The 26,928-nt window shown below is 68.6% G+C and carries 25 protein-coding genes; 7 read left to right on the forward strand and 18 right to left on the reverse strand.

What is annotated here, in order from left to right:
• Nucleotides 1-117: 117 nt before the first annotated feature.
• A complete protein-coding gene (locus tag ABIC28_RS06365) occupies nt 118-1,005 on the reverse strand; it encodes a GNAT family N-acetyltransferase (RefSeq protein WP_354578047.1) in 888 nt (295 codons plus the stop codon).
• 13 nt (nt 1,006-1,018) lie between these two features.
• A complete protein-coding gene (locus ABIC28_RS06370; protein WP_097213466.1) occupies nt 1,019-1,636 on the reverse strand; it encodes a TetR/AcrR family transcriptional regulator in 618 nt (205 codons plus the stop codon).
• A gap of 182 nt (nt 1,637-1,818) precedes the next feature.
• On the opposite strand from ABIC28_RS06370, the gene ABIC28_RS06375 reads away from it, so the two are divergent.
• Nucleotides 1,819-3,786 (forward strand): acetyl-CoA hydrolase/transferase C-terminal domain-containing protein, encoded by a 1,968-nt coding sequence (locus tag ABIC28_RS06375; RefSeq protein ID WP_354578049.1) that lies wholly within the window; start codon nt 1,819-1,821, stop codon nt 3,784-3,786.
• Nucleotides 3,787-3,856: 70 nt separating this feature from the next.
• The gene (locus ABIC28_RS06380) at nt 3,857-5,842 is read left to right on the forward strand and encodes an acyl-CoA dehydrogenase family protein (protein ID WP_354578051.1); all 1,986 of its coding nucleotides are present in this window, start codon (nt 3,857-3,859) and stop codon (nt 5,840-5,842) included.
• Between the two features lie 73 nt (nt 5,843-5,915).
• Here ABIC28_RS06380 and ABIC28_RS06385 read toward each other — a convergent pair whose 3' ends face one another.
• From ABIC28_RS06385 to ABIC28_RS06415, 7 genes are all read right to left on the reverse strand, one after another.
• On the reverse strand, nt 5,916-6,302 hold the full coding sequence (locus ABIC28_RS06385; RefSeq protein ID WP_209928130.1) for a VOC family protein: 387 nt from the start codon (nt 6,300-6,302) through the stop codon (nt 5,916-5,918).
• A 137-nt stretch (nt 6,303-6,439) separates the two neighbouring features.
• Nucleotides 6,440-6,841 (reverse strand): hypothetical protein, encoded by a 402-nt coding sequence (locus ABIC28_RS06390; protein WP_354578054.1) that lies wholly within the window; start codon nt 6,839-6,841, stop codon nt 6,440-6,442.
• Nucleotides 6,838-7,416, reverse strand: coding sequence for a hypothetical protein (locus ABIC28_RS06395; RefSeq protein WP_354578056.1), 579 nt, complete (start codon nt 7,414-7,416; stop codon nt 6,838-6,840). The genes ABIC28_RS06390 and ABIC28_RS06395 overlap by 4 nt, the downstream gene beginning before the upstream one ends.
• A gap of 44 nt (nt 7,417-7,460) precedes the next feature.
• A complete protein-coding gene (locus ABIC28_RS06400; protein WP_097213469.1) occupies nt 7,461-8,192 on the reverse strand; it encodes a flavodoxin family protein in 732 nt (243 codons plus the stop codon).
• Nucleotides 8,193-8,263: 71 nt separating this feature from the next.
• Nucleotides 8,264-9,184 (reverse strand): biphenyl-2,3-diol 1,2-dioxygenase, encoded by a 921-nt coding sequence (gene bphC, locus ABIC28_RS06405; RefSeq protein WP_209928128.1) that lies wholly within the window; start codon nt 9,182-9,184, stop codon nt 8,264-8,266.
• 87 nt (nt 9,185-9,271) lie between these two features.
• The gene (locus ABIC28_RS06410) at nt 9,272-10,594 is read right to left on the reverse strand and encodes a hypothetical protein (RefSeq protein ID WP_097213470.1); all 1,323 of its coding nucleotides are present in this window, start codon (nt 10,592-10,594) and stop codon (nt 9,272-9,274) included.
• A 236-nt stretch (nt 10,595-10,830) separates the two neighbouring features.
• Nucleotides 10,831-11,628 (reverse strand): IclR family transcriptional regulator, encoded by a 798-nt coding sequence (locus tag ABIC28_RS06415; RefSeq protein WP_209928126.1) that lies wholly within the window; start codon nt 11,626-11,628, stop codon nt 10,831-10,833.
• 102 nt (nt 11,629-11,730) lie between these two features.
• Here ABIC28_RS06415 and ABIC28_RS06420 point away from each other — a divergent pair, with 102 nt between their 5' ends.
• Nucleotides 11,731-12,219: a nuclear transport factor 2 family protein gene (locus ABIC28_RS06420; RefSeq protein ID WP_097213472.1), complete on the forward strand. Its 489-nt coding sequence runs from the start codon at nt 11,731-11,733 to the stop codon at nt 12,217-12,219.
• 144 nt (nt 12,220-12,363) lie between these two features.
• On the forward strand, nt 12,364-12,768 hold the full coding sequence (locus ABIC28_RS06425; protein WP_209928125.1) for a cupredoxin domain-containing protein: 405 nt from the start codon (nt 12,364-12,366) through the stop codon (nt 12,766-12,768).
• Nucleotides 12,769-12,838: 70 nt separating this feature from the next.
• Here the strand turns inward: ABIC28_RS06425 and ABIC28_RS06430 are convergent, their stop codons facing one another.
• The 4 genes from ABIC28_RS06430 to ABIC28_RS06445 all read right to left on the reverse strand — a co-directional run bounded on the left by ABIC28_RS06430 (nt 12,839) and on the right by ABIC28_RS06445 (nt 16,129).
• Entirely contained in the window at nt 12,839-14,017 is a 1,179-nt protein-coding gene (locus ABIC28_RS06430) for an acyl-CoA dehydrogenase family protein (RefSeq protein ID WP_097213473.1), read from the reverse strand.
• 127 nt (nt 14,018-14,144) lie between these two features.
• The gene (locus ABIC28_RS06435; protein ID WP_097213474.1) at nt 14,145-15,080 is read right to left on the reverse strand and encodes a DNA-3-methyladenine glycosylase family protein; all 936 of its coding nucleotides are present in this window, start codon (nt 15,078-15,080) and stop codon (nt 14,145-14,147) included.
• Between the two features lie 59 nt (nt 15,081-15,139).
• Nucleotides 15,140-15,514, reverse strand: coding sequence for a nuclear transport factor 2 family protein (locus tag ABIC28_RS06440; protein WP_097213475.1), 375 nt, complete (start codon nt 15,512-15,514; stop codon nt 15,140-15,142).
• Nucleotides 15,515-15,616: 102 nt separating this feature from the next.
• Nucleotides 15,617-16,129 (reverse strand): Lrp/AsnC family transcriptional regulator, encoded by a 513-nt coding sequence (locus ABIC28_RS06445; protein ID WP_077040068.1) that lies wholly within the window; start codon nt 16,127-16,129, stop codon nt 15,617-15,619.
• Between the two features lie 162 nt (nt 16,130-16,291).
• Here ABIC28_RS06445 and ABIC28_RS06450 point away from each other — a divergent pair, with 162 nt between their 5' ends.
• From ABIC28_RS06450 to ABIC28_RS06460, 3 genes are all read left to right on the forward strand, one after another.
• Nucleotides 16,292-19,759 carry an indolepyruvate ferredoxin oxidoreductase family protein gene (locus tag ABIC28_RS06450; RefSeq protein WP_209928124.1) on the forward strand — a complete coding sequence of 1,156 codons (3,468 nt, stop codon included), beginning with the start codon at nt 16,292-16,294 and terminating at the stop codon, nt 19,757-19,759.
• A gap of 411 nt (nt 19,760-20,170) precedes the next feature.
• The gene (locus tag ABIC28_RS06455; protein WP_354578061.1) at nt 20,171-20,674 is read left to right on the forward strand and encodes a DinB family protein; all 504 of its coding nucleotides are present in this window, start codon (nt 20,171-20,173) and stop codon (nt 20,672-20,674) included.
• A 66-nt stretch (nt 20,675-20,740) separates the two neighbouring features.
• A complete protein-coding gene (locus ABIC28_RS06460; RefSeq protein ID WP_354578063.1) occupies nt 20,741-22,426 on the forward strand; it encodes an HNH endonuclease signature motif containing protein in 1,686 nt (561 codons plus the stop codon).
• A 28-nt stretch (nt 22,427-22,454) separates the two neighbouring features.
• Here ABIC28_RS06460 and ABIC28_RS06465 read toward each other — a convergent pair whose 3' ends face one another.
• The 5 genes from ABIC28_RS06465 to ABIC28_RS06485 all read right to left on the reverse strand — a co-directional run bounded on the left by ABIC28_RS06465 (nt 22,455) and on the right by ABIC28_RS06485 (nt 26,924).
• Nucleotides 22,455-22,688, reverse strand: coding sequence for a PaaI family thioesterase (locus tag ABIC28_RS06465; protein WP_097213479.1), 234 nt, complete (start codon nt 22,686-22,688; stop codon nt 22,455-22,457).
• A gap of 85 nt (nt 22,689-22,773) precedes the next feature.
• Nucleotides 22,774-23,757 (reverse strand): NADPH:quinone oxidoreductase family protein, encoded by a 984-nt coding sequence (locus tag ABIC28_RS06470; RefSeq protein WP_209928121.1) that lies wholly within the window; start codon nt 23,755-23,757, stop codon nt 22,774-22,776.
• 47 nt (nt 23,758-23,804) lie between these two features.
• On the reverse strand, nt 23,805-24,833 hold the full coding sequence (locus ABIC28_RS06475; RefSeq protein ID WP_257017709.1) for a phosphotransferase family protein: 1,029 nt from the start codon (nt 24,831-24,833) through the stop codon (nt 23,805-23,807).
• A 1-nt stretch (nt 24,834) separates the two neighbouring features.
• Nucleotides 24,835-26,061, reverse strand: a complete 1,227-nt coding sequence (locus ABIC28_RS06480) for an acyl-CoA dehydrogenase family protein (RefSeq protein ID WP_354578066.1) — start codon at nt 26,059-26,061, stop codon at nt 24,835-24,837.
• 44 nt (nt 26,062-26,105) lie between these two features.
• On the reverse strand, nt 26,106-26,924 hold the full coding sequence (locus ABIC28_RS06485; RefSeq protein WP_269588761.1) for an SDR family oxidoreductase: 819 nt from the start codon (nt 26,922-26,924) through the stop codon (nt 26,106-26,108).
• Between the last annotated feature and the right edge of the window lie 4 nt (nt 26,925-26,928).

The raw sequence follows: 26,928 nt of genomic DNA on the forward strand, positions 1-26,928 counted from the left end.
CAACGGACACGCACTGCGAGTTCACGAACATCAGGGAGGGTTACCGGCACCCGGGGGTGGCAGGACCACTTTTTGGAATGTATTCCATTTCCTCGGGCCTGGCAACGGCATGCCCGGCTACGGCCGCGACGTACGTTCCCACCCGCGCCGGACGGTCGCCAGTCGCCGCCACCCGAGGTCCTCGAGGTACTCCATCTGCTCGACGTCCCCCCGCCCGAGAGCGATGAAGAGGTTCGCGACGCCGCCAGTTCGGAGCCAGTCCGCGACGATCCCCATGAGCGCACCCCTTGCCCCGGGATCCGGGGGCAGCTTCAGGTCTGCCAGCTCCGCCCATCCGGCGAGCCGCAACAGTGTTCCGCCCCTGGTGCAGTCGTCGATCGTCTCGACGCGACCCTGCCCCGTCCCGCCGTCGCCGAGCGTGAATCGAACCCCGCGTTCCCCCACCGATCGCCGAATCTGTTCGGACGCAGAATCATCCGACACCGGGAGGGTCTCGATCCCGCCCGCGAGGAGTATCTCGACGGCGCCCTCGGCGGGCAGGAACCCCGCGCCGAGCAGCAACTCCTCGAGGTGCGGCCAGCAGTCCGGGATTCCGAAGGTGACGGGCGTCGGAAGGTCGCCGTCAGCGAATATTCGTCGTGCGCCCCATGACTCGAACACGCGCAGCGCGGCGCCCAACAGCTCGGCTGCGGCGTCGGCCTGATTCGGCCAGCAGACCATCCAGGCGACCTCGCCCGAGCCGCGGTGGTCGGGCGCCACGTGCGGGGAATCCCGATAGCACCGCAGGTGCGCCGCGCCGACCACCCGGGAGTCGACCACGGCCACCAGGGTTTCGCGGGTCCACACCAAGGGGTCGGTCACGCATTGACCGGGATCGGCCTCGAGCTGGGAGATCAGGGTGTCGGTCGAGATGGCCCATCCCGGCACGACGGCCGAGATGTGGGCGTTCACCACGTCGGTGACCTGCCGGCGGTCGGAGCGGCGGAACGGACGTATGTGCGGCATGCGGAGTGGTCCGCTAGTGGACGGTGCCGGTGAGGTCCGCGAGCAGCAGGTCGCACGCGATCCGCAGGTCGGATTCGATCTCGGGGATCGACGCCCGTCCGTTGAGGCTGGACTGGATCAGCCCGAACCACAGGGACACGATCAACCGGATCACCGTGGTGTCGCGGACGGAGGGGTTCGCGATGCCCGCGGCGTCGAGCAGCTGCGCGTCGAAATGCTGGTCGATCTTGGCGACGTCGGGAATCGTGGCCGCGTTGGAGGTGGCCGCGGACTGGATCATCGCCGTCGCCAGCATGGGCCTGCGCAGCAGCGCCCTGGTCGCGCGCAGCAGGATCTCGTAGACCGCGTCCGCGGGCGAGCCGGTGCCCTTCGGGCGCTTGGTCAGGCCGACGCCCATCTGGTCGATCTGGTCGACCATCACCGCGACGAACAGGTGGGTCTTCGACGGGAAGTAGCGGTAGAGGGTGCCGATGGCCACGCCTGCCGACTTGGCGACCTCGTGCATCTGGACGCGCTCGAGCTCCTTCTCGGAGGCCAGCACGGCGGCCGCGTCCAGGATGCGGCCGTACCGCGCCCGCTGTTCGACCGAACTGGGCTCGGCCGCGTCGCGCGCCTCCGCAAGCCTGGGCATGTCTCCCCGCCTTCTGTCCGCATTCCGTCCCCGCAGGATAGATCCTGACATCAAGCGCGGACCACCGTCCGGGCGACTCCGCTCAGTGGGACAAGTAGGCGGCTGCGCCGCCTGTGCGCGGTTGACGAGGGCAGGGACTCGTCAACCGCGCACAGGCGCGGAGCGCCTCCTAGGGTGTGCCCATGCCGACACGCCGGGAGCCTGTGCAGTTCGATTCGCTCGATGACGCCACGGAATGGCTGCTGACCCGCACCGACGGCCCGCTGCACGTGGCGGGTCCGCTCGGGCTCGGCAAGCCGCACCGCCTGCTGAACGCACTGTACGAGCGGGTCGAAGCCGACCCGTCGCAACGCCTGCACCTCTACACCGCGCTGTCGCTGGACCCGCCCGCCGCGGGCGAGGGCCTGCAGGCACGCTTCCTCGGACCGTTCCTGCAGCGGCACTTCGGCGACGACTTCCCGCGGCTGGCGTACGTGCGGGCACTCAAGCGCAACGCGCTGCCTGCGCACATCGAGGTCGAGGAGTTCTACCTGCAATCGGGCGCGCTGCTGGCCTCGCCCCAGGCGCAGCAGCGCTACGCGAGCCTCAACTACACGCACGTCGCACGGGCACTCGCCGACCGCGGCGTGAACGCGGTGCTGCAGAAGGTCGCCCGCGAGCCGGGCGGGACCCGACTCTCGCTGTCCTGCAACACCGACCTGACCTTCGACACCCTCGACGAGATCGCGGCGCGCGGCCTGCCGCGGCCGGTGCTGATCGCCGAGGTGGACCCCGAACTGCCGTGGCTCGGCGGCACCGCGGCCGTCGATCCCGACTTCTTCGACGCAGTGCTGACCCCGCCGGGCCCGCACCCGAAGCTGTTCGGCCTGCCCCGCGAACCGGTCACCGACGCCGACTACGCGATCGGCTTCCACGCCAGCACCCTGGTGCTGGACGGCGGCACCCTGCAGATCGGCATCGGCGCCCTGGCCGACGCACTGTGCCACGCGCTCGCGTTGCGGCACACCGACAATGCCACCTACCGGAGGGTGCTGCACGCCCTCGGGTCACCCCACGCGGACGACACCGCGCTGGCACCGTTCACCGACGGCCTGTACGGGTGCATCGAGATGATCAACGAGGGCTTCAAGCGACTGGTCGAGGTCGGTGTCGTCAAGCGCAGGGTGGTCGACGACGCCGAGGTGATGTCCCGCATCAACGCGGGCACCGCCACCGAGGACGACCACACGATCGTGGCGCGTGACGGCGAATTCCTCCACGGCGCTTTCTATCTCGGCTCACCGGAGTTCTACGGCTGGCTGCGCGATCTCCCGTACCCGGACCGCGACGGCATCGGCATGAAGCGCGTCAGCGAGGTCAACGAGCTGTACGGCGGCAACGAAACGCTCGAACGGCTGCAGCGCCGCCACGCGCGGTTCTTCAACACCTGCATGATGGCCACCGCGCTCGGAGCCGCCGTGTCCGACGCGCTGGACGACGGCCGGCTGGTATCGGGCGTCGGCGGCCAGTACAACTTCGTCGCGATGGCGCACGCGCTGCCGCAGGCGCACTCGGTACTGATGCTGCGCTCGACCCGAGGGGCGGGAGACAAGGCCGGCTCGAACGTGCTCTGGAACTACGGCCACACCACCGTCCCCCGGCACCTGCGCGACGTGTACGTCACCGAGTACGGGGTCGCCGACGTGCGTGGCCGCACCGACGAGGACTGCATCGCGGCGATGACCGCGATCACCGACACCCGGTTCCAGGCAGCGCTGATCGAGGCGGCCACCCGCGCAGGCAAACTGCCGCGGGACTTCGCCCTGCCCGCAGGCACCGCGGGGAACACCCCCGCGCGACTGCGATCCGCGCTGGCGCCCCTGCGCCGGGAGGGCACCCTGCTACCCGCTCGGCAGCGACTTCACCCCCGTCGAGCAGCGCCTGGCGCGGGCCCTCGGCTGGCTCAAGGGCAGGACCGCCGACCGATCCGGACGGCTACGAACGGTGCTACGCGCATTGCCCGGCGGGGCCACGAACGACCACGAGGCGGCCGAGCGGATGTCGCTGCAGAACCCGAGCGGCCCGGGCGAGATCATCGAGTCGCGCCTGCTCGCATTGGCTTTGCGCGAGACGCGGGGTTGACCGCACTCGTGATTCTCGCCCGGTCGTAGGGTTCCCAAACCGGCGTCGCCGGAGGATACTCGCCAGTAACAACTGGCACGTCCTTCCAGGAGGCGGATCATGGTTGCACCGGCCGAGGTCACCGAGGAACAGGCGAGAGCGGTCGCCGAGGAAGCCAGGGAGAGCGGGTGGGACAAGCCCTCGTTCGCGAAGGAGCTCTTCCTCGGGCGGCTGCGGCTCGACCTCGTGCACCCCTTCCCCCAGCCGCCGCCCGCGGAGGCCGCCAAGACCGACCGGTTCCTCGCCGAGCTCGAGAAGTACTGCGCCACCCTGGACGGGGCGGTGATCGAGCGCGAATCCCGGATCCCCGACGACTACGTCAAGGGATTCGCCGAGCTCGGCTGCTTCGGCCTCAAGGTCTCCGAGGAGTACGGCGGGCTCGGTCTGTCGCAGGTCGCCTACAACCGGGCCTTGATGCTCGTCGCGACGGTGCACCCGAGCATCGCAGCGCTCCTGTCGGCGCATCAGTCCATCGGCGTGCCCGAGCCGCTCAAGCTCGCGGGCACCCCGGAGCAGAAGCGGGAGTTCCTGCCCCGCTGCGCGAAGGGCGCGGTGTCCGCGTTCCTGCTGACCGAGCCCGACGTCGGATCGGACCCGGCCCGGATGGCCTCCACCGCGACCCCGACCGAGGACGGCTCCGCCTATCTCCTCGACGGCGTGAAGCTGTGGACCACCAACGGCGTGGTCGCCGAGCTGCTCGTGGTGATGGCGCGAGTGCCCCGCAGCGAGGGGCGCCCCGGCGAGCCGGGCAGTGAGCACCGCGGCGGGATCACGGCGTTCGTGGTCGAAGCGGATTCACCCGGCATCACCGTCGAGCGACGCAACTCGTTCATGGGCCTGCGCGGGATCGAGAACGGTGTCACCCGTCTGCACCAGGTGCGGGTGCCGACCGCGAATCTGATCGGGCGCGAGGGCGACGGGCTCAAGATCGCGCTGACCACCCTCAATGCCGGTCGGCTCGCCCTCCCAGCGATGTGCGCGGGCGCGGGCAAGTGGTCGCTGCTCATCGCGCGCAAGTGGTCCGCGGAACGGGTGCAGTGGGGCAGGCAGGTCGGCAAGCACGGGGCGGTCGCCGCCAAGCTGTCGTTCATCGCCGCCACCACGTTCGCGCTGGAGGCGGTGCTGGAGCTGTCCGGACAGATGGCCGACGAGGGCCGCAACGACATCCGGATCGAGGCCGCGCTCGCCAAGCTGTGGTCGAGCGAGATGGCCTGCCTGATCGCCGACGACCTGATCCAGATCCGCGGTGGTCGTGGCTACGAGACCGCCGAGTCGCTGGCCGCGCGGGGTGAGCGGGCGGTGCCCGCCGAGCAGCAGCTTCGCGACCTGCGGATCAACCGGATCTTCGAGGGGTCCAGCGAGATCATGCGGCTGCTGGTGGCCCGCGAGGCCGTCGACGCCCACCTGGCCGCGGCGGGGGACCTCGCGGACCCCAAGGCGGACCTGCAGCACAAGGCCAAGGCTGCGCTCGGCGCCAGCGGCTTCTATGCCAAGTGGCTGCCGCACCTGGTCTCCGGCAAGGGCCAGCTCCCGACGTCGTACGGCGAATTCGGTGGGAACGCAACGCATCTGCGCTTCGTGGAGCGCAACGCACGCAAATTGGCGCGCTCCACCTTCTACGGCATGGCCCGCTGGCAGGCCGGGATGGAGAAGCACCAGGCGTTCCTCGGCCGGGTCGTGGACATCGGCGCCGAACTGTTCGCGATGTCGGCGAGCTGCGTGCGAGCCGAGATGCTGCGCGGGCAGGACCCCGGCCAGGGCGACGCCGCCTACGAGCTGGCAGACGCGTTCTGCCAGCAGTCCCGGATCCGGATCGATCGGCTGTTCGCGGCCCTGTGGGACAACAGCGACGAGGTGGACCACCGGCTCGCCGACGGCATCCTCGACGGCCGGTACACCTGGCTGGAGGCCGGGGTGCTCGACCCGAGCGAGGGCACCGGCCCCTGGATCTCGCAGTGGTCGCCGGGCGCGTCCACCGAGGAGAACGTCGCGCGCAGGTTCCTGCCGCCGACCCGAAGCGGTGGCTCTCCGACGACGAGCGGCTGAGAAGCCCGATCCTCTGGCCGGTGGCGGCCACACCCCGCGATCGGGGGTGCCGCCACCACCGTGTCAGCGAACCTTATCTACCCGAACCATATGGCCGGGTGATGATCTCGAGAAAGTGCCCGGCGGGGTCGAGGAAGTAGGTCCCACGACCGCCGTCATTCTTGTTGATTCCCGTGGCCGATTGCCGGGGATCGGCCCAGTGCTCCATTTTCCGCTCGAGGATTCGACCGTAGATGCTGTCGAAGTCGTCCTCCGAGACCAGGAACGCGTAGTGCTGTGGGGTCACGTCGAGGTGGGGCGGTGGTTCGGCGAAGTCCAGGGTGACTCCGTTGTCGAGCTGAACCGCGAGAAAGAAGCCGGCCGGAACCGGATCCGGGAGGCCGAACAGCGTGGTGAAGAAGTACGCCGAGAGCTGCTTGTCTTTCGCGGCGACGATGGTGTGGTTGAACGAGATGGTCAAGGAAACCCCTTGCGGTCCGACGCCTCCATGCCTGACGCAGTCCGTCATCGACACGCGACGCTGTATCCAGAAATACCTCGACCGCGGCGCCCGCGCAAGTCCGCCACCGCTGCCACACCGAATGCGTGGACGGTCTGCTACAGCGAGTGTTGCTCCGGTGTAGTCGGTTTCCGCGAGATGATCGCCACCACAACCACCAACACGACGATCTCGACGGCATAGCAACCCCAGAGCATCAGAAAGGGCCGCAGCCAGCCCTCATCGATCGTCTGCCCGCGATCGCCGATGCAGTAGAGCGTGAAGTCCGTCGAGGTGCCGTCCCCCGAGGCGTAGGTGTCCGAGACGATGACGGCCTCAGCGATGGGTTGTTCGCAGAACAACGGGGCCAGGTAGAGCGCCTGCCCCGGCCAGATCACCGAGGAGGTCAACGTGAGGAAGCCTGCGCCGAAGACGATCACCATTCCCCAGATCAACGCCCGCGCGACAACCGGTCGCCGCGCGCGCTCGGCGTTCACGCCGAGTTCCACGGGTTCGGTCACAGCGGATGTACCCCCGAGATCGCCCCGTCGGCATCGAACACGACAAGTGCCCGGGACCGCGGCGACTCGACCATGACCGTCGGCCGTATCGCCTCGGTTCTGTTGACCGAGATGCCGGTGACCTGGCCGTCGTCAAAGGCGGTGTCCGCAAGGGCGTCGTCGACCAGGCTCTCGACGCGGTCGAGCGCGGGAACCTCTCCGAGACTGAAGGATTGCGCGTCGAGATCGTCGTGGGCACTGACCGGTACCGGGGTCGGTTCACTCAGATATCGGCCGTCGAAGGTGAAACTGTCCAGCTGATCGGGACGCGCAGGGTTCCGTACGGTCACCTCGACCGTCTCGACCGGTCCGATGTTCACCGAGGTGACCTGCAACTCGGTGACGCCGTACTCGAGCGCGAGGGCGGCCATCGCGTCCCGGACCACGGCCGTGGTCATCCCGCCGCCGCGCGCTCGCATCGCCGCATCGAAGTCGGCCCGGTCCACGGCTCCGATACAGGCCGTGGCGCCGAAGGTCATCGCGATGGCCATAGCGGTCCACGCGGCCGATCGCCCCACCGAGGCCGCTGACACCATGGCGAGAGGTTATCCCAGCGACACCCCCGCCGCAGCGGACGCTGTCAGCGGTAGTCGGGGTTCGCGAAGTCCGGCCGGCAACCGGCGTCCCACTCGGACCGCTGGTTCCCGTAGGCGGGGAACCCGCCGGCCTCCTTCAGCATCGCCGCCGCGTGCATCAGGTTGTAGGTCATGAAGGTGGTGTTGCGGTTGGTGAAGTCGTTCTCCGGCCCGCCAGACCCCTCGTCCAGGTAGGACGGACCCGGGCCCGCCTCGCCGATCCAGCCGGCGTCCGCCTGCGGCGGGATCACATAGCCCAGGTGCTGAAGGCTGTAGAGGATGTTCATCGCGCAGTGCTTGACGCCGTCCTCGTTGCCGGTGATCAGGCAGCCGCCGACCCGCCCGTAGAAGGCGTACTGCCCCCGGTCGTTGAGGATCGACGAGCAGCCGTACAGGCGCTCGATGACCTTCTTCATCACCGAGCTGTTGTCGCCGAGCCAGATCGGGCCCGCCAGCACCAGGATGTCCGCTGCGATGATCCGCCCGTACAGCTGCGGCCACTCGTCGCTCGGCCAGCCGTGTTCGGTCATGTCGGGGTACACGCCGGTGGCGATGTCGTGATCGACCGCGCGGATCTCGTCGACCGCGACGCCCGCGTCGCGCATCAGCCCGACGCTCCGGTCGATCAGCCCCTGAGTGTTACTGACCTCCGGCGACCGCTTCAGCGTGCAGTTGACGACGGCGGCCAGCAGGCCGTCGAACCTGGGCGCGATGCCCTGTGCCGATGGAATTGTCATCCCGGACTCCTCCGCGAGTGGCCCCCGGCAATCCACGATATGCGTCCGCCCGGCCCCCGGGGCGCCGAACGCTACGACTCGGGAGTGAACGCCGCGAGGGGCTCCGAGCCGGACCAGTCGTGACCCCAGTAGCTGTCCGCGGTGATCTCCTCCGCGGTGTAGTGGGTCTCGTCCACCAGCATGCCCTCGGTGCCGAACTCGAGGTCCCAGCCGCCGGGCGCGCGAACGTAGAAGGAGACCATCTTGTCGTTGGTGTGCCGACCGAGGGTGGACGAGATCGAGAACCCGAGCTTGCCGACCCGGTCCAGCGCCTGGCCCACCGCGTCGAGGGTGTCAACCTCCATCATCAGGTGCACCATCCCGGGGGCCTCCGACGGCGGCGCCGGACAGATCGCCAGGCTGTGGTGCCGCTGGTTGACGCCCAGGAACCGCACCCGCAGGGCCGGGCCGGGTGCGCCCGGCCCACCGAGGCGCATGGCACCGCGGGGCAGGAAGCCGAGGACCTCCGTATAGAAGTCGTAGGTCTCCTGGAAGTGCGGCGTCGGCAGCACGACGTGGCCGAGGCCCGCGGGCCCGGTCACGAACCGGCCGCCGTGCGGGGTAACCACCGGGCTGTGGTCGAGCACCGGACCGAAGAACACCTCGACGGTGGTTCCTGCCGGATCGGCAAAGGTGATCACGCGCTCCACGTCGCGCTGGTCCGCCTCCCCCTGCGACAGCTCGCGGACCTCCACGCCCGCCTTCTCCAACTCATCGTGCACGGCTCGCAGCGCGAACTGGTCACGCACCTCCCAGCCGACCGCGAGCACCTTGTCCACCTCGCCCGGCAACACCTGCAGCCGTGACCGGCGCTCGTCGATCCGCAGGTACAGCCCGTCCTCGTCGGGGCCGGAACCGACGGCCATGCCGAGGCCGTCGACCACGAGTCCGCGCCAACGATCGACGTCCTGCGTCTGCACCTTGAGATAGCCGAGCGAACGGATGTCAGACATGTTCTCCACCAATCCCTCTGCTGCGCGGGTGAGTGTGGTCTCGATCATCGTCCGATCGCCGCGATTGGGGAACACATGCCGCTGGGACTACTTGTCGGCCTCCGAGGCGATGCAGACCGAGTTCAGGACGTGGTGGTACGTCACCAGCCCATAGACGTTCGGCGCATTGATCAGAGGGAACGGCGAGGGAATCCACTCGAAGGGGTTGACGAGCGCGCCGACACCGCCGGAGGCACCGGTCCAGGCGGCAGACATCGCGTTCATGGATTCGTCGAAGACGAGTTCCATCACCTGGCTGGTCAGTGCGTACGAGAAGTAGGCGGCGGTCAGCGAATCCCCGACCGTGAGAGTGCCGAGCGGCACCAGCTTGCTGAAGTCCTTCCCGGCAAAGACATTGTGGCCCAACCCGATCAGTGCATCCGTCGCCGCGCCGCCGACCTTCGGGACCAATCCGAGGCCCATGGACAGGAACTTCTCGATCGACGAGAAGTCGTCCGGGTGCGCGGGGATGAGGCTCGCAGGCACCATCGCGTTGGCCATGATCCACTCCAGCCGCGAGCGCTGATCCTCGATCTGCGCACGACGGGCGGGATCGGCTTCGACGGAGGTCAGGTGGCTCGTGGTCCGCGACAGCACCCGAGACAGCGGCATGCCGGACACCGCCAGGCAGTCGGGACCGGCGATGTCCAGCTCGCTCGCCAGTGCCTCGACGAAGGCGGGGGCCCGGAACCCGTAGTCGAGTGCCGGGTCCGGCTCGCCTGCCCGGTCGGCGACGGCCTTGGTCGTCCAGACCACGCAGCTCGTCTCGAGCTGCTCGCGGGCCGCCTCGTAGATGGCGGTGAAGCCCTTGGTCCCCAGCTTCAGCGGGAGGCTGATGAGCGTCCCGGCGCTGACCGGCCCGACCGCGAACATCGACGGGATCATGCCGGCGACGATGTTCGCCGGGATGACGGCGGTGGTGTAGATGACGGCGTAGGCCGTCTCGATCGCCTGACCGAGGGTGAGGTTCTCGGCGCGGATGACCGCGCCTTCGCGCCCGGCCTTCACGTTCATGAGCTGCGTGACGATGTACTGGGTGATCGGATCGCCGTACTTGTTGATCCCCGCCTCGTCGTCGGTCGAGTAAACGGAAGCGGGATTCGACACGCTGAGGGTGCTGATGCCAACCGATTTGAGCCGCGCCTGCCCCTCCGCGCGGATGCCCTCGTAGTTGTCGAGGTACGGCTGGGGCAGGATCGGCTTCGACGCCTGCAGGACCGCGTCGAAGACCGCGCTCATCGTGGCCTGCTTGGATCCCACGCAGACCGGCTCGTCCTGGCGAACGGTCTCGGCGGCCTGCGCGGGCGAGGCGAGGGCGAGCTGCGAGAGCGGTCCACCGACCAGCGCCACCGCGACAACCCCCGCGGCCACCGCGGACCGAAACCCTCTATGACGTGAAACCCGGCTCATGCTCGTTCCCGACTGATCGAAGTGGAGGACTGCGGGCGATTGCGTCGGCAGCCTGCTGCCAGCGACGATGCCGCTCGGCCGGGGTAATCACACCCCTTCATGAACGATCGTTCAACTCAAGGACGGGGTGCTTCGCAACATTAACGAAGGGTTCACTCACCGGACATTCGACGCCGCCCCAAGCGATGCCGGACCCGCTAGCTCCAGCCGCGACCGAGCTCGGGGAACAGCGTTCGGGTGATCTCTCGGGCGGCCTCGGCCACCAGCGGCGCGACCCGCTCCAGCGGCGCCGTGCGCGCATCCCCACACAGCGAGAGCCCGGCCACGGGGCCATCGTGACCGCGGATGCCGACGCCGACGCAGGCCATCCCCCGCGCGGACTCGCCTCGTTCGAACGCCAGCCCCCTGCGCTGCCTGATCCGGCTGAGCTCCTGATGCAGGACCCCGAGATCCGAGATGGTCTGGTCGGTGCACCCGGTCATCCCGCTTCCGAACAGCGCATCGACCCGTTCGGGTGCGAGCCAGGCGAGCATCGCCTTCCCGCCCGCGGTGGAGTGCGCAGGCACCCGTCCGCCCACCCGGGAGGGAACGGACGAGGCGAGCGGGCCGCCGATCTTGTCGAGGTACACGGCCTCGTGCCCGTCCAGGACAGACAGGTGCACCACCATCCTGGTCTGCAGGTGCAGCTCGTGCAGCAGCGGCGCTGCCGCCTCCCGGACCTCCGCCTGCCCGCCGTCCCCGCCGCCGATCGCGAGCGCGCGGCGACCCAACCGGTACCCGAACGACGCGTGCTCCACCCAGTTCAGCTTCACCAGCGAATCGAGAATCCGATGCACCGTCGATCGGGGCAGCCGAGCCCGGCTGGCCACCTCCGCCAACGTCAACCGCGCCGACCGCCCGTCGAACGCATCGAGGATCAGGGTCATGCGTTCGATCATCGAGGGCGGCGCCTCACCGGCGTCGTTGCGCACCGCGTACTCGGTGACGACCGTCATGGGGATTCTCCTCCGGCCCTGATCGGGGGGCCGCCCGATCGCCACAACTGAAATCAATTCTGACTCTAGCAACCGACCTCCATCGTGAGGAAGGATTCATCCATGACCGATACCGAAACCCTGCTCATCGCCCTCGCCGCCCGGGTCCAGCTCCTCGAGGACCAGCTCGACCTGATGCGCATCATCAGCGCGTACGGGCCCGCGGTGGACAGCGGCGAGAGCGCGGCCGTCGCCGGGATGTGGACCGAGGACGGCGTCTACGACGTGGACACCGGTTCCCTGCGAGGACACGTCGAGATCGAGGCCATGGTGTTGTCCAAGCCTCACCAGTCCTACATCCAGGCGGGCAGCGGCCACCTGATCGGCCCGCCGCACATCGAGATCGACGGCGACATCGCGGTCGCCACCTGCCACTCACAACTGGTCCTGCACGAGCCGGAAACCGGGACCTACCGGGTCGCCCGGATCACCGCGAACCGCTGGGAGTTCGCCCGCGTCGACGGGCAGTGGAAGGTCACGCTGCGCACCAGCCGGCTCCTCGACGGGCGGGCGGAGGCGCGGGAGATCCTGGCCGCGGGCGTCAAGAACTGAAATCCGCTCTACCCTCGTGTTCGCCGGACCGGCGACCGCGGGGCCTCGCGGCGGTACCGCGGACGTGGGGTCGGGCCTAGGCTGAACCCACTCCAGCAACGTTGCTCAGTGCGTCGTCACGCGATCGACCGACGGAGGCCCGACATGCCCGGATCCACACCCCCGTTCACCCCAAGGCGGGCGGCACATCGGCGGGCTGGACTCGCCGCGCTCGCCATCGCGACCGGGCTCGCGGCCGCGTGTTCCTCCGACGGCGGATCCGAGCATCACCCGGACACCACGGCCGTCGCGCCCGACTCCGGGGCGCCGGTGATCGCCATCGAGAACTCCACCTTCACACCCCCGCCGTCGGTCCGTCCTGGCGAGGAGATCGTGGTGAGGAACGGTGCCGGACCGGAGCACTCGGTCACCTCCGACACCGAGGGCTTGTTCGACGTCCACGTCGACGGCAACGAGTCCGCCACCTTCACGGCCCCCACCACCGCAGGCGGGTACACCTTCCACTGCGTCTATCACCCCGAGATGCACAGCATCCTGATCGTCGAGTGAAGGCGCTGCGCGCCCGTGCGCGGTTGAGGAGTCCTGGGACTCGTCAACCACGCACGGGCGGCGGAGCCGCCTAGATCATCGCGCGGTGGATCCCCTGCGGCTCGCCGCCGAGCTGGGTGAGCGCCGACGAATGGAAGATCGAGCCCGGCACGTGAATCGCGTGGGCGATGCCCGCGTGCGCGTCCCGGAAGAAGCGCTGCATCGGGAACTTGTAGTGCAGGGCGCCTCCGCCCGAGCGCGCGAAGATCTCGTCCACCGCGCGCACCGCGCGCCAGGCCGCCGCGGTCTGGGTGCGACGCCCGATGGCACGCGCCTCGAAGTCGACCTCCTTGCCCGCCTCGGTCATGTCCCAGAACCGGTCGACGGTCTCGAGCAGCGCGGCGCGCGACGCGGCGATCTCGGCCGCGGCCTCGCCGATCGCGTAGAGGACGTAGGGATCCTCCTTGATCCTGGTGCCGGTGATCGCGACGCGATCCTTCTGCGCGGCGATGTGGCAGGCCAGCGCGCCCTCGGCGATGCCGACGACCGCCGAGGTGATGCCGAGCGGGAACATGCAGGAGAACGGCATGTTGTACAGCGTCTCCGTGCGGCCCGCCTTCTTCACCGCGGTGCCGTCCATCACCTCCGAGGCCAGCATCGTGCGGTAGCTCGGGATGAACGCGTCCTTGACGATCAGGTCCTTGGACCCGGTGCCGCGGAGTCCTATGACATCCCACGAGTCGGCAACGATCTGGTAGTCCGACCGCGGCAGGATCACGTGCAGCGGGACCGGCGGCATCACCGGCGCGCCGTTCTCGTCGCCGAGCAGGGCGCCGAGGAAAGCCCACTGACAGTGATCGGTGCCCGAGGAGAACGACCAGCGACCGTTGAGGACGTAGCCCCCGTCGACCGCCTTGGCGACGCCCATCGGCGCGTACGGCGACGCCACCCAGGTGTCCTGATCCGCGCCCCAGATCTCTTCCTGCACCTTCGGGTCGGCGAACGCCAGCTCCCACGGATGGACGCCGACGATGCCGGTGACCCATCCGGCGGCGCCGTCCATCGCGGCGATGCTCATGACCGTCTCGGCGAACTCGCGCGGGTGGACCTCGAGCCCACCGTGCTGCTTCGGCTGCAGCATGCGGATCGCGCCCGATTCACGCAGCCGCTTCGCGGAGGTGTCGGTGAGCCGCATGAGCCGGTCGCCCTCCACACCCTCGGCGCGGATCTCCTCCGCGAACTGCTCGATGCGTTCCTGGACCTGACCCATTGATTGCCTCCCACTGCCGTGGCGTCGGTAGCGCGCCGTCGTCAATCGAACACCATCGTGCACCCGGCCGTGCCGGTTCGGCGAGACGAAACCGCCCCATGGGAAAGAATCTCCCCGCTCCGCGAACTCAGCGCCCGCGGTGATCGGTGATCGGGGTGCGCGGCCCGAACTTGGGCTTGACCGCCTGGCCGCTCACCTGGAGCAGCCGGACCACCCGATGCCGGTGTGGCCGCACCGATTCGAGGTACTCGACCATCCCCGCGTCGTCCAGCGGGCGCCCGAGCAGCGACCACCCGACGATCGCGGACAGATGGAAGTCCCCCACCGAGAGCGCGTCGGCGTCGCCGAGGGCCCGCTGGGCGACCTCCGCCGCCGTCCACTCCCCGATCCCCTGGACCACCCGGAGCCGGGCCGCGGCGTCCGGTGCCGACATCGCTGCGGTCTCCTCCAGCCGGTTCGCCACGGCCGCCGCCGTGACGATCGCGCGGGAGCGGCGCGGATCCACCCCAGCCCGATGGAACTCCCAGGACGGGATCCGGCGCCACACCTCGGCCGGGGGCGGCACCCGCATTCCCTCCGGCGCGGGGCCAGGCGCGGGCGCGCCGTAGTGGGCGACCAGCCGCCGCCAGGACGCGCGGGCCGCGACGGTGTGCACCCGCTGTTCCAGGATCGCGGGCACCAAGGCCTCGAAGACCCGGCCGGTTCGGGGGATCCGGAGCCCGGGGAAGCGCCGATGGGCCTCGGCCACCTTGGGGTGCTCGGGCGCGAAGTCGGCGGTGTCGTCCGACTCCCCCAGCAGGCCGGCCAGGGTGGTCTCGAACTCCGCCGCACCCGGGCCCCAGGCGCGGCACGACACCGACGTCGCGCCTGCCTGGATCAGCCGATAGGTCACCGCGCCGGTCGGCATCAGCGAGGTCCGCCAGAGCGCGCCGTCGGCGGTGGTCCGGTGACAGGGGTCGTACCGGCCGCGGCCGAGCGGGGCGAGAGTGCCGGCCAGCGCCAGCGGTCGAGCGCTGACCAGCGTCGTCTCCACCACATCGGGATGCGCGGCGGGGATGGTCATCCTCTGACCATAGGTCGCCGTCAGCCGGCTGACGCGCGTGACCTCACGACCCGAGCCCGCTAGCGGGAACCGAACACCTTCTCGTACTTGACCGTGTCGCCCGCGGTCTGGATCTTGACGGCCTTCCCGTCCCTGAACGTGAGGGCATCGGCGGCGTCCCAGCTCTCCCCGCCCGCGGTCACCTGGGTCAGCACCACGACCCTCTCGTCATCGCCGAAGAAGTGCTGGGGCTTGGTCGCCAGGGCCTTCTCGGCCAATTTCATCCACAGTCCGCCGACCTCGGCCTTGCCGTGGTAGGTGCCACTGACCGCGCTGTCACCGGGCACTATCCACTCGATGTCGTCCGCGAGGGCTTCCATCGCCGCCTCAGCGTCCCCGGCCGAAAAGGCCGCGTATCCCTTCTTCGTGATCTCGATGTTCTGTTCAGCTGACATGAGACACCTCCCGTGTCCTGTCGTCCTCATATGAGACCGACAGGTCCAGTCAAACAACGGGCATCCAGCATGTACATGTCATCCACCGATTGGTCGTATCCGTCAGCCGTCGCCTCGGTACGACGCAGCCGACCGACCGTGGCCCGCCTCGCGGGTGATGTGATCGACCAGCGGCTGCGTCCGGTATTTCACCGGCGTCGTCAGCGCGAGCGTGGTGGTGGTGTGCGCGACGCCGTCGAGGCCGAGGATGCTCTCGAGCACGTGCAGCAACTCCTCGTGCGAGGGCGCCGCGATCCGGATCAGCAGGTCTTCTCGACCGGTCGTGGTGTGCACCTCCAGCACCTCCGGGACCCCGCGCAGGTCCTCGATGACGTCCTTGATGCGGCCCTGTTCCAGCTCGGCACCGACGAAGGCCTGCACCGGCAGCCCGAGGGTGGGCAGGTCGACGTCCGGGCGGTACCCGGTGACCACTCCGGTCTCCTCAAGGCGCCGCATCCGAGAGGCGATGGTGTTCCTGGCGACGCCGAGGCGGGCGGCCAGCTCCATCACCCCGGCGCGCGGATCGTCGGTGAGCAGTTTGAGCAGCGACGCGTCGAGTCGATCGATGCTGATCACAATGTCGACCTCATTCCAGTGTTGTGGGTCACAACTGATCATATCTTTCAGCTCAATTAGCGGGTGTTGACGGTCACACCACCTGGGCAAATCATTGCTACACCTGATGCCCGATTTATGCGCGCAACGTGATCCGATGCGGCGAAGAAACGGTGGACCGCGATGACTGAACTGGCCGATCGTCCCGTCACCCCGACGGCGGCGCTGCCCGCTCCCTACGACCTCGACGACCGTTACCGGTCCGGGTCGGGCCCGGTGCTGCTGACCGGCGTCCAGGCGATTGCGCGCCAGTTCGTCGAGCAGCACGTCCACGACATCCGCGCGGGCCGACGGGTCGCGACCTTCGTCTCCGGCTACCAGGGCAGCCCGCTCGGCGGCGTCGACAAGATGCTGCACGGGATGCCTCAGGTGCTCGCCGAGCACGACATCACCTTTGTGCCCGGCTTCAACGAGGAGCTCGCCGCCACCGCCGTCTGGGGCAGCCAGGCTGACCTTCCCGCTGGGCAGGCGACGCACGACGGCGTCATCGGTGTCTGGTACGGCAAGGGCCCCGGCGTCGATCGCGCGACCGATGCCCTGCGGCACGCGAACATGTACGGGGTCAACCCCAAGGGCGGCGTGCTGCTGCTCGTCGGCGACGACCCCGCCTCCAAGTCGTCCACCGTCCCCGCGGTCAGCGAACGGTCCCTCGCCGCGCTTGGGATTCCGGTGTTGTTCCCCCGCAACGCCGAAGAGATGATCACGATGGGCATGCACGGCGTCGCGCTGTCGCGCGCCTCCGGCTGCCTTGTCGCCCTCAAGGTCGTCGCGGACGTCGCGGACGGCGCCTGGACGGTCGACGGCCGGGTGTCGAACATCGACATCACCGTCCCCGAGATCGAATGGGACGGTAAGCCGTTCGTCTACAAGCAGCGCCCGATGGCGGTGCCGACGGACAGTGTCATCGCCGAGGCCGACCTGTACGGGCCCCGCTGGGAGGTGGTGCGCGCGTACGGCGAGGCCAACGATCTCGATGTGATCGAGGTCGACCCCACCGGCGCGACGATCGGCTTCGCGGCCACCGGCACCACCTTCGACTCGCTGCGCCAGGGCCTGCTCGACCTCGGCGTCGACGAGGCCGCGCTGCACCACGCCGGGATCCGGCTGCTGCGCATCGGCATGCCAACCCCGCTCGGCGCGAAGAAGGTCCGCGAGTTCGCCGCGGGACTCGAGCAGCTGATCGTGGTCGAGGACAAGACGGCCTTCATCGAGACGCAGATCCGCGAGATCCTCTACGGCAGCGAGCACACCCCGCAGATCCTCGGAAAGCGCGATGCCGCGGGCAGGCCGCTGATGCCCGTCGACGGCGAGCTGACCGCCGGTCGGCTGCTCGGCCCCCTCCGCCGGGTGCTCAAGAACCGGGTGGAACTGAAGAAGGCTCTGCCCCCGCAACTCTCGCTCGAGGTGCTCTCCGCCACCCGCACCCCCTACTTCTGCAGCGGGTGCCCACACAACCGATCCACGGCTCTGCCCGAGGGATCGATCGGCGGCGGCGGCATCGGCTGCCACACCATGGTCACCATCTCCAATCGCGAGGACAGCGCCGTCACCGGGCTGACCCAGATGGGCGGCGAGGGCAGCCAGTGGATCGGCCAGGCGCCGTTCACCGACGTCAAGCACCTGTTCCAGAACGTCGGCGACGGCACCTTCTTCCACTCCGGCCAGCTCGCCGTGCAGGCCTGCGTCGCGGCCGGGGTGAACATCACCTACAAGCTGCTCTACAACGACGTCGTCGCGATGACCGGCGCCCAGGACGCCGAGGGCGCGCTGTCCGTCGCGAAGCTCACCCACAAGCTCACCACCGAGGGCGTCAAGCGGATCATCATCTGTGCCGACGACCCCAAGCGGCACAACAAGAGACAGCTCGCCAAGGGCGTCAAGCTGTGGCACCGCGACCGCCTCGACGAGGCGCAGAAGGAGCTTCGCGAGGTCGAGGGCGTCACCGTGCTGATCTACGACCAGCATTGCGCCGCCGACGCACGCCGTCAGCGCAAGCGCGGCACCCTGCCGACCCGCAACACCCGCGTGATCATCAACGAGGCCGTCTGCGAGGGCTGCGGCGACTGCGGGACCAAGAGCAACTGCCTGTCCGTGCAGCCGGTGGACACCGAGTTCGGCCGTAAGACCCGAATCGACCAGACCTCGTGCAACACAGACTATTCCTGCCTGGACGGCGACTGCCCGTCGTTCGTCACGGTCGAGGTGGTGCCGGGCAAGAAGAAGTCCGCCCGGGTCGAGCGCCCCGTGCCGCCGCTCGTGGCCGAGCCGGATCTCGCCGAGCTGACCTCGACCCAGAACGTCTTCCTCGCCGGCATCGGCGGCACCGGCATCGTCACCGTCAACCAGGTGCTCGCCACCGCCGCCCTGCGCGCCGGCTACGAGGTGGAGTCCCTGGACCAGATCGGTCTCAGCCAGAAGGCCGGACCGGTGGTCTCGCACCTGCGATTCTCCCCGGGTGCGCTCGAGCCCTCGAACCGGCTGACGCCGGGCAGCGCCGACTGCATCGTCGCCTTCGACCTCCTCACCGCCACCGACAACAAGAACCTGGGCTACGGCAGCGCGGACACCACGGTCGCGGTCGCGTCGACCAGCCAGACCCCCACCGGCGACATGGTCTACGACAAGTCCGTCCGGTACCCGGACGAGCAGGGTTTGCTCGACCGCCTCGGCTCGGCATCCAAGTCGCTCAGTGCTTTCGATGCGTTGGCTGCCGCGCAGGAGTTGTTCGGCAACACCGCCGCCGCGAACTTCCTGCTGATCGGCGCGGCCTTCCAGAGCGGTGGCCTGCGGCTGCCCGCCGAGGCCATCGAGGAGGCCATCGGCATCAACGGCATCGCGGTCTCCGCGAACATCGACGCCTTCCGCTGGGGTCGAGTCGCGCTCGCCGATCCGGATGCGTTCGCCGCGGTCACCTCGCGGGTCGCCCGCACCCCCGCCGTCGCACCGGCACACCTGCTCGCCGACTCCACCTTCGACGGTGAGGTCCGCAGGCTCGTGGAGCTTCGCGCAGGCGAGCTGGTCGAGTTCCAGAACGCGAAGGTCGCGCGCCGGTACATCGATGCGGTGCAGTCCATCTGGACCGCAGAGCGTACGGTCACCGACCGGACGGAGTTCAGCGAGGCCGTCGCCCGCGGACTGTTCAAGTTCACCGCGTACAAGGACGAGTACGAGGTCGCACGGATGCTTGTCGATCCCGCCTTCCTCGAGGACGTCGCGTCCCAGGTCCCCGGCGGCGAGAACCTCACCTACAAGCTGCACCCGCCCGCCCTGCGGGCACTGGGCCGCAAGAAGAAGATCGGTCTCCGCCCGAAGTCGCATGTGGCACTGAAGATGCTGGCCAAGGGCAAGGTGCTCCGCGGGACCAAGCTCGACCCGTTCGGCTACGCCCACGTCCGCAAGGTCGAGCGCGAACTGCTGACGCACTACACCGCAATGGTGCTGCGGCTCGCGGACGAACTGGACTCGGCCAACTACGACAGGGCCACCACGATCGCCGCACTGCCCGACGTCGTCCGCGGCTATGAGGACGTCAAGCTCGGCAACGTGGAGCTCTACTGGGAGCAGCTGCGAGAGCTGGGAATCGAGCGGTAAACAACGGAGTTCCGCTCCAACAGAGGGCATCCGGTGGTCGACTTCCCCGACCGACCACCGGATGCCCTCTTTTGCGGTCCGGGTAGCAATCGGTGCGAACAACAACGAAGATGGTCCGAGCTGCCGATCGACATGCAGCACGGAATGAAACTCTGCGATATGCTGACCCCGGGCAGCAGCCCTCCTGACAGGCCTGAGCCACGGCGTTGACGCCGGCCCTGCCTCCTCTCCACGCTCCGCGCGCAATTCTCGCGACGAGCGGATCGATTGCCCTCCTTCTTCCCGGCCGTTTCCTGACACCGGACGCTTCGTGACTCTCCCGACACCAATCGGCGCTGCACCACCTTTGTGTCATTCAGCCCGACCGACACCCACCGCGACCTCAACCCACAACTAGATGGAGTGAAAACTATGACCACCGACCAGATTACCGACGACACCGAGCGAGCGATCATCGAGAACATGCTCGACAGCAACCGCGAAGCACTCATCGAGACCGCACGCGGCCTGTCTGACGCCGATGCCCGCCGACGACTCGTCACGTCGCTGACGACGCCGATCTCATTGATCAAGCATGCCGCTGCCGCGGAACGGATCTGGTTCCAACGGTTCTGGGCGGGACTCGAAGAATCCGAATGCGATGGATACTCGCGCCGCGACGAGGGCACCTTTGCCGTCGCCGACGACGAGTCGCTGGCAGACGTCATCGCCGAGTTCGAGCGCGCAAGCCAACGATCACGTGCAATCGTGTCCCGCTTCGACCTCGACGACACCAAGGACAATCCCCGCGAGGGAAAGGTCAGCATGCGATGGACGCTGCTCGCAATGATCCAAGAGTTCGCCAGGCACGCAGGTCACGGCGACATCCTCCGCGAACAGATCGACAAGCCCGTACTGCGTCAGCCGAACTCGTGACATTCGGCAGGATCCTTCGCCGGCAATCCCTGGATTCCGTAGGCAACCTTCGCTAGACTCGTACATATGTTCGATAGCGGGTCGGCATCGGGACTACTCGACGGCGTGCCGGATCATGAGCAACCGGCAACGCTGCAGGAACACCACGCCCACATCGCCCGCGAACAGTTCCGCGAGATCCATGCCCTCACCGCCCTCTACCTCACCCGCTGCGAGGAAGACGCCCGCCGCGGCAAGAACGAGGCCCACCATGGCGAATTCGCCCACGTCGAGATCGCCGCGATCCTGCACGTCACCGAAGGCGCCGCCGCCCGAATGATCGACCTCGGCTGCGAGCTTCGCTTGCGCCTGCACCGGGTCTCGGCCGCGTTCGCCGCGGGCACGATCGACCTCACCCAGACCCGCGCCATCGTCGACGCCCTGGCGAACGTCTCCGACGACAAACTCGACGACATCGAGAACCGACTGCTGTCCGACGGCGATCACCTGACCTCGACCAAGCTCAAGCAACGCGCACGGCGGTTGATCGCCCGATACGACCCCGACGGGGTCCACCGACGCCGCGAACGCGCCGAGGAGGATCGCGACGTCCGCACCCACGCCTCCGACGACGGCATGTCCACCTTGGAAGGACTGCTCCCCACCGTCGGTGCCCAACGCCTGTCCATGCGGCTACGCGAGATGTCGCTGCAGGTGTGCGCCGACGACCCCCGCACCCACGCCCAGCGCCGCGCCGACGCACTCATCTCCCTCACCGACGGCGCAGACCACCTGCCCTGCCACTGCCGACGCGAGCACTGCACCGCCACGAAGGTGACGGGACGACTAGGGACCGAGGACGTCACCACACGCGCACCACGGGAGAAGGCCACGATCATGGTCGGTGTCTCCGCCACCACCCTGCTCGGCCTCGACAACCTCCCCGGCTACCTCCACGGCTACGGCGCGATCGACGCAGACCTCGCCCGCGACATCGCCGCCGATGGCACCTGGAAGCAGGTCCTGACGCTGGCCGGCAAGGATCGCGCACGCCTCATCGAGGATCTCCTCGATGAACTCCGCGCTGCCGCACCCGAACTGTTCAACGGCACAACAGAAACCGACGAACCCTGGGTCTCCGGCCGCAGGAGCGTCGCCAACCCGCACGGACCGATCCTCGGGGTCGGAAATGCTCTCATGGCCGCAGGCATCACCCCGTCCAGCATCCGCAACCGGAGCAAGATCTCCCGCGAGGCCCGCACCTACCAACCCAGCAAACGCCTCGCCGAGATCATCCGCACCCGCGACGGCACCTGCCGCTTCCCGAACTGCACCGCCCGTGCGCAGGACTGCGACCTCGACCACACAATCCCCTTCGACCACACCAACCCGGCAAACGGCGGGCTGACCGTCGAACAAAACCTGGCCTGCCTCTGCCGAAAACACCACCGCCTCAAGACCGAGGGCTATTGGACCGTCACACAACTCGGATCCGGCCTACTCCGGTGGACCGACCCACACGGCTCCATCACCGTCACCGAACCGAACGGCCCCTTCACCGACCCGGACGACGAGCACAACCACGACCATCACGACACTGCGGACGACTTCACGCTCCGCGACCTCGCCTATGGCAACAGCGGCCGCACCGTCGAGAACGACCTCGCCTACCTACTCGACAGCCACGTGCCACCAGGCACACGGCACCCCGAACCCCGCAACCCGGCAGGACCGATCCTCGTCATCGACCTGGACGAACCACCGCCGTTCTGAACGCGAATCCCGTTGCACTACAGAGAATTCAGGCAGGTACCGCCAATATTGTTGTGCCCGTCGCGACGAGCTTGCTCGCTCCGTCGCGCTCCGCATACAACTCGGCCGTGGTGAACACCTGCCGCTTGCCTGCTTTCACCACCACAGCGCGCGCGACGAACTCGTCGCCGACGGCCGGGGACAGAAAGTTCACCGAACACTGCGCGGCGAGCACCTGCCCGACTACTGTCGCCGCCGCGAAACCACAAGCGGTGTCGATCATCCCGCGGTCTCGTTGACGCCGCGCAGCAGCGTCAACGAGTCGATCGCTTCGGGGTCACCGTCAGCCATCAGTCGTTCCTTCCGATTCAGGGCTGGAACACGATCCGCCCCACGGTGGTGCCATCGCCGAGCCTGCCGATGCCGTCCGCCACCTCGGTGAGCGAGAGCCGCTCGCTGATCAGCGGCTTGATCACCCCCTCGTCGGCGAGCCGGGTCAGCTCGATGTGGCAGTCGTCGATGGCCTGCTGGTTGTACGCCTTGTACAGGCCCCAGTGCAGCCCGATGATCGAGTAGTTCTTGATCAGCGCATGATTGAGGGCCGGCTGTGGGATGGTGCCGCCCGCGAACCCGATCACGATGATCCGGCCCTCGAAGGCGATGCACTTCGTGGACTTCGTGTACGCATCGCCGCCGACCGGGTCGAACACCACGTCCGCGCCGCGGCCGCCGGTGAAGTCCTTGACCGCCGCCACGATGTCCTCGGTGTGTCGGTCGATCACCAGATCCGCCCCGAGTCGACGACAGTACTCGGCCTTGTCGGGCCCGCCGACCACACCGATCACCTTCGCGCCTGCGGCCTTCCCCAACTGCACGGCCGCACTTCCCACCCCGCCCGCGGCGGCGTGGACCAGCAGGGTCTCGCCCGGCAGCAGCTGGGTGCGGCGGTGCAGCGCGAACCAGCCCGTCTGGTAGCCGATGCTCAGCGCGGACGCCTCGGCATCATCCAGAGCGGCGGGTGCGGGGAAGGTGTTCGACTCCTCCATGACCGCCAGCTCCGCGAACCCGCCACCCGGCAGGCTCGGGTTGCCGATCACCCGGTCCCCGACCGCGAACCGGGTGACACCCTCACCCACCGCGACCACCTCACCGCACAACTCGACGCCGGGGGTGAACGGCAGCGGCGGCTTGATCTGGTACTCGCCGCGGCACAGCAGCACGTCGGGGAAGTTCGCGGGCGCAGCCAACACCCGGACCATGAGCTGGCCGGGGCCGGGCGCGAGGTCGGCGACCTCCTCGAGCCTCAGTACGTCGCGGGGTTCGCCGAGTTCGTTGACGCGCCAAGCCTTCATGATGCCTCTCCTGAGAACTACGTCGATGGATGGTGGGCGAGAATCGATCAGATCCCGGCGTCCGTCGCGACGTCGCGGGCCTTGCGGACGAGCGCTTCGATCTGTTCGGCGGTGGGTGTGCCCGCGGCCGCCCTGTTCTGTGGGTTCTCCATGGCCCGGCGCATGACACCCTCGGCGATGACGGCGATCTTCCACAGGCCCAGCACATGCCAGAACTTCAACGCCTCGGCGTCTCGGCCGGTCTCCTCCAGGTAGAGCCCGGCGAGCTCCGCTCGGGTGGGGAAACCCGTCACCGTGGATGCCGGGAAGTCGCCGATCGCGTCCTCCCCGGGCTCCGGCCAGTAGGCGAGCATGCTGCCCATGTCGGCAAGGGGCTCGCCGAGCGTGGACAGCTCCCAGTCCAGTGCCCCGATCACCTCGCCGGTCTCGTGCGAGACGATCACGTTGCGCAGGTGGAAGTCTCCGTGCACCAGCGCGACCTCGCGCTGTTCCGGGACTGCCGCGGCCAGCCGTCTGGTCAGGTCGTCGAGCTCGGGCAGTTCGCGGGTCTTGGTGACCTCCCACTGGCCGGCCCACCGCTTGAGCTGGCGCTGGGCGTACGGCTTGTGGCTGGCGAGGTCGGTCAGGCCGGTCGCCTCGAGGTCCACGGCGTGGATCTTGGCCAGGGCCCGCGGCAGCGAGACCCCGATGTCCCTGCGACGCTGCGGGGCAAGCGATTCCACGATCGGCATGGTGTCGACGACCTGGCCGTCGAGGAACTCCATCAACACCAGCGGCACCTCGGATATCGATGGGTCCTGGGCGACCCCGAAGATCCGGGGCGTGGGCACCTCGGTCTCGGCGAGCGCGGCCATGATCCGCGCCTCCCGTGCCACGTCGTGTGCCGAGGCGAGCAGGTGCCCCAGCGGCGGGCGCCGCAGGACCCACCTGCGGTCCTCGGCATCCCGGACCAGGAAGGTCAGGTTCGACTGGCCCAGCCCGATCCGGTCGAAGCGCAGCGGGGCGGTGAATCCCACCCCGAGCGAGCCGAACCACCGCGTCACCGCGGCCGGGTCGAGTCCGACGGTCTCGCCCACCTCAGGCCCCGGCGGGCCGGTTGGCCCGGTACTTGCGCAGTTCCTGCTTCGCGATGGCCCGCTTGTGCACCTCGTCGGGCCCGTCGGCGAGGCGCAGGGTCCGCAGGTGCGCGTACGCCATCGCCAGCGGGAAGTCGTCGGTGACGCCCGCCCCGCCGTGCACCTGGATGGCCCGGTCGACGATCTTCAGGGCCATCTGCGGGGCGGCGACCTTGATCGCGGCGATCTCGGTGCGCGCCTCCTTGTTGCCCACCGTGTCCATCAGGTACGCGGCCTTGAGCGTGAGCAGGCGGGTCATCTCGATCTCGATGCGCGCCTCCGCAATCCAGTCCTGGATGTTGGAGCGGTCCGCGATCGGACGGCCGAAGGTGACCCGGGACTGCGCGCGCTTGCACATCAGTTCCAGCGCCCGCTCGGCCATCCCGATCGCCCGCATGCAGTGATGGATGCGGCCGGGGCCGAGGCGGGCCTGGCTGATCGCGAAGCCCTCGCCCTCACCCTTGAGCACGTCCTTGACCGGGACCCGCACGTTCTCGAAGGTGATCTCCGCGTGGCCCTCCCGATCGTGGTAGCCGAAAACCGGCAGGTTGCGCACGACGGTGACACCGGGTGCATCGATCGGCACCACGAGCATCGACTGCTGGCGGTGGATCTCGGCTGTCGGATCGGTCTTGCCCATCACGATCAGCACCCGGCAGTTCTGGTGCATTGCGTTGGAAGCGAACCACTTACGGCCATTGAGGACGAACTCGTCGCCGTCGCGCTCCATCCGCATCTCGACGTTGGTGGCATCGGAGCTGGCGACGTCGGGCTCGGTCATCGCGAAGGCGGAGCGGATCTTCCCGTCCAGCAGCGGCTTCAGATACTTCTCGCGGTGCTCATCGCTACCGAAGATCTCGAAGACCTCCATATTGCCGGTGTCGGGTGCGTTGCAGTTGCATGCCTCGGAGGCGAGGTGGCTGCGACCCATGATCTCGGCCAGCGGCGCGTACTCCAGGTTTGTCAGGCCGGCCCCGGTCCCGGGATGCGGATGGAAGAGATTCCACAGTCCCCGCTTTCGCGCCTCGACCTTCAACTCCTCGATGATCGGCGGCTGGAAGTGGGGGTCTCCCACGGCCCGCATCTGCTCCTCGTAGACGGCTTCCGCCGGGTAGACGTGCGAGTCCATGAACTCGAGCAGGTCGGCCCGGATCTTCTCGGCGCGGTCCGAGACATCGAACAGGGACATGTGAACTCCTGACAGGTGGGGAGGAAGGAATGGTGGAGGGGCGATCAGGCGCCCGGCAGCAGTCCGGCCTGGAAGCGCCGCATCCCACGCAACCACCGGTCGTAGTCGGCCCCCTTGCGGCGGTACATCTCGAGCACCTCCGCGTGCGGGAGGATCAGGAAGCGCTCCTCGTCCATCGCGGCGAGCACGTCGTCGGCGACCTGCGCCGGTTCGAGCACGTCGCCCGCGGAGGTCACGGCCCGCGTCGCCGCGACGCCTCGGGCGTCCCCGGATTCCTCCCCCTCGTAGAGCAGCTTCGTGTTCACGCCCATCGGGCACAGGCAGCTGACCCGGATCCCGCGATCGCCGTAGGTCACGTTGAGCCACTCCGCGAAGCCGACCGCGGCGTGCTTGGTCACCGAGTAGGTGGCGGAACCGATCTGGGTCAGCAGGCCTGCCGCCGACGCGGTGCTGACGAAGTAGCCCTCGCCCCGTTCGAGCCACTGCGGGACCAACAACTGCGCGGCCCGGATGTGGGCCCGCAAATTGACGTCGATCGACAGGTCCCAGTCACTCTCGGTCGCCTCCAGCCCAGGCGCGCCGCTGATCCCTGCGTTCGCGAAATACAGGTCCACCGGCCCGAATTCGGACTCGGCGAGCGAGATCAGTCGCTGGATGGCGGACGTGTCGGAGACGTCCGCGCCCGAGCCGACCGCGGAACCTGGGTGCTCGGCGTTGACACTCGCGGCGACGGCGAGCGCGGCGGCCTCGTCGAGGTCCGCGACGACGACCCTCGCACCCTCGGCGGCGAGCCGTGCGGCGAGCGCGCCACCGATACCGCCCCCGCCGCCCGTCACGATGGCGACCCTCTGCGCAACCTTCACAACG

Source organism: Rhodococcus sp. PvR044 (genome assembly GCF_040548995.1).
Lineage (GTDB): Bacteria > Actinomycetota > Actinomycetes > Mycobacteriales > Mycobacteriaceae > Rhodococcus_G > Rhodococcus_G oryzae.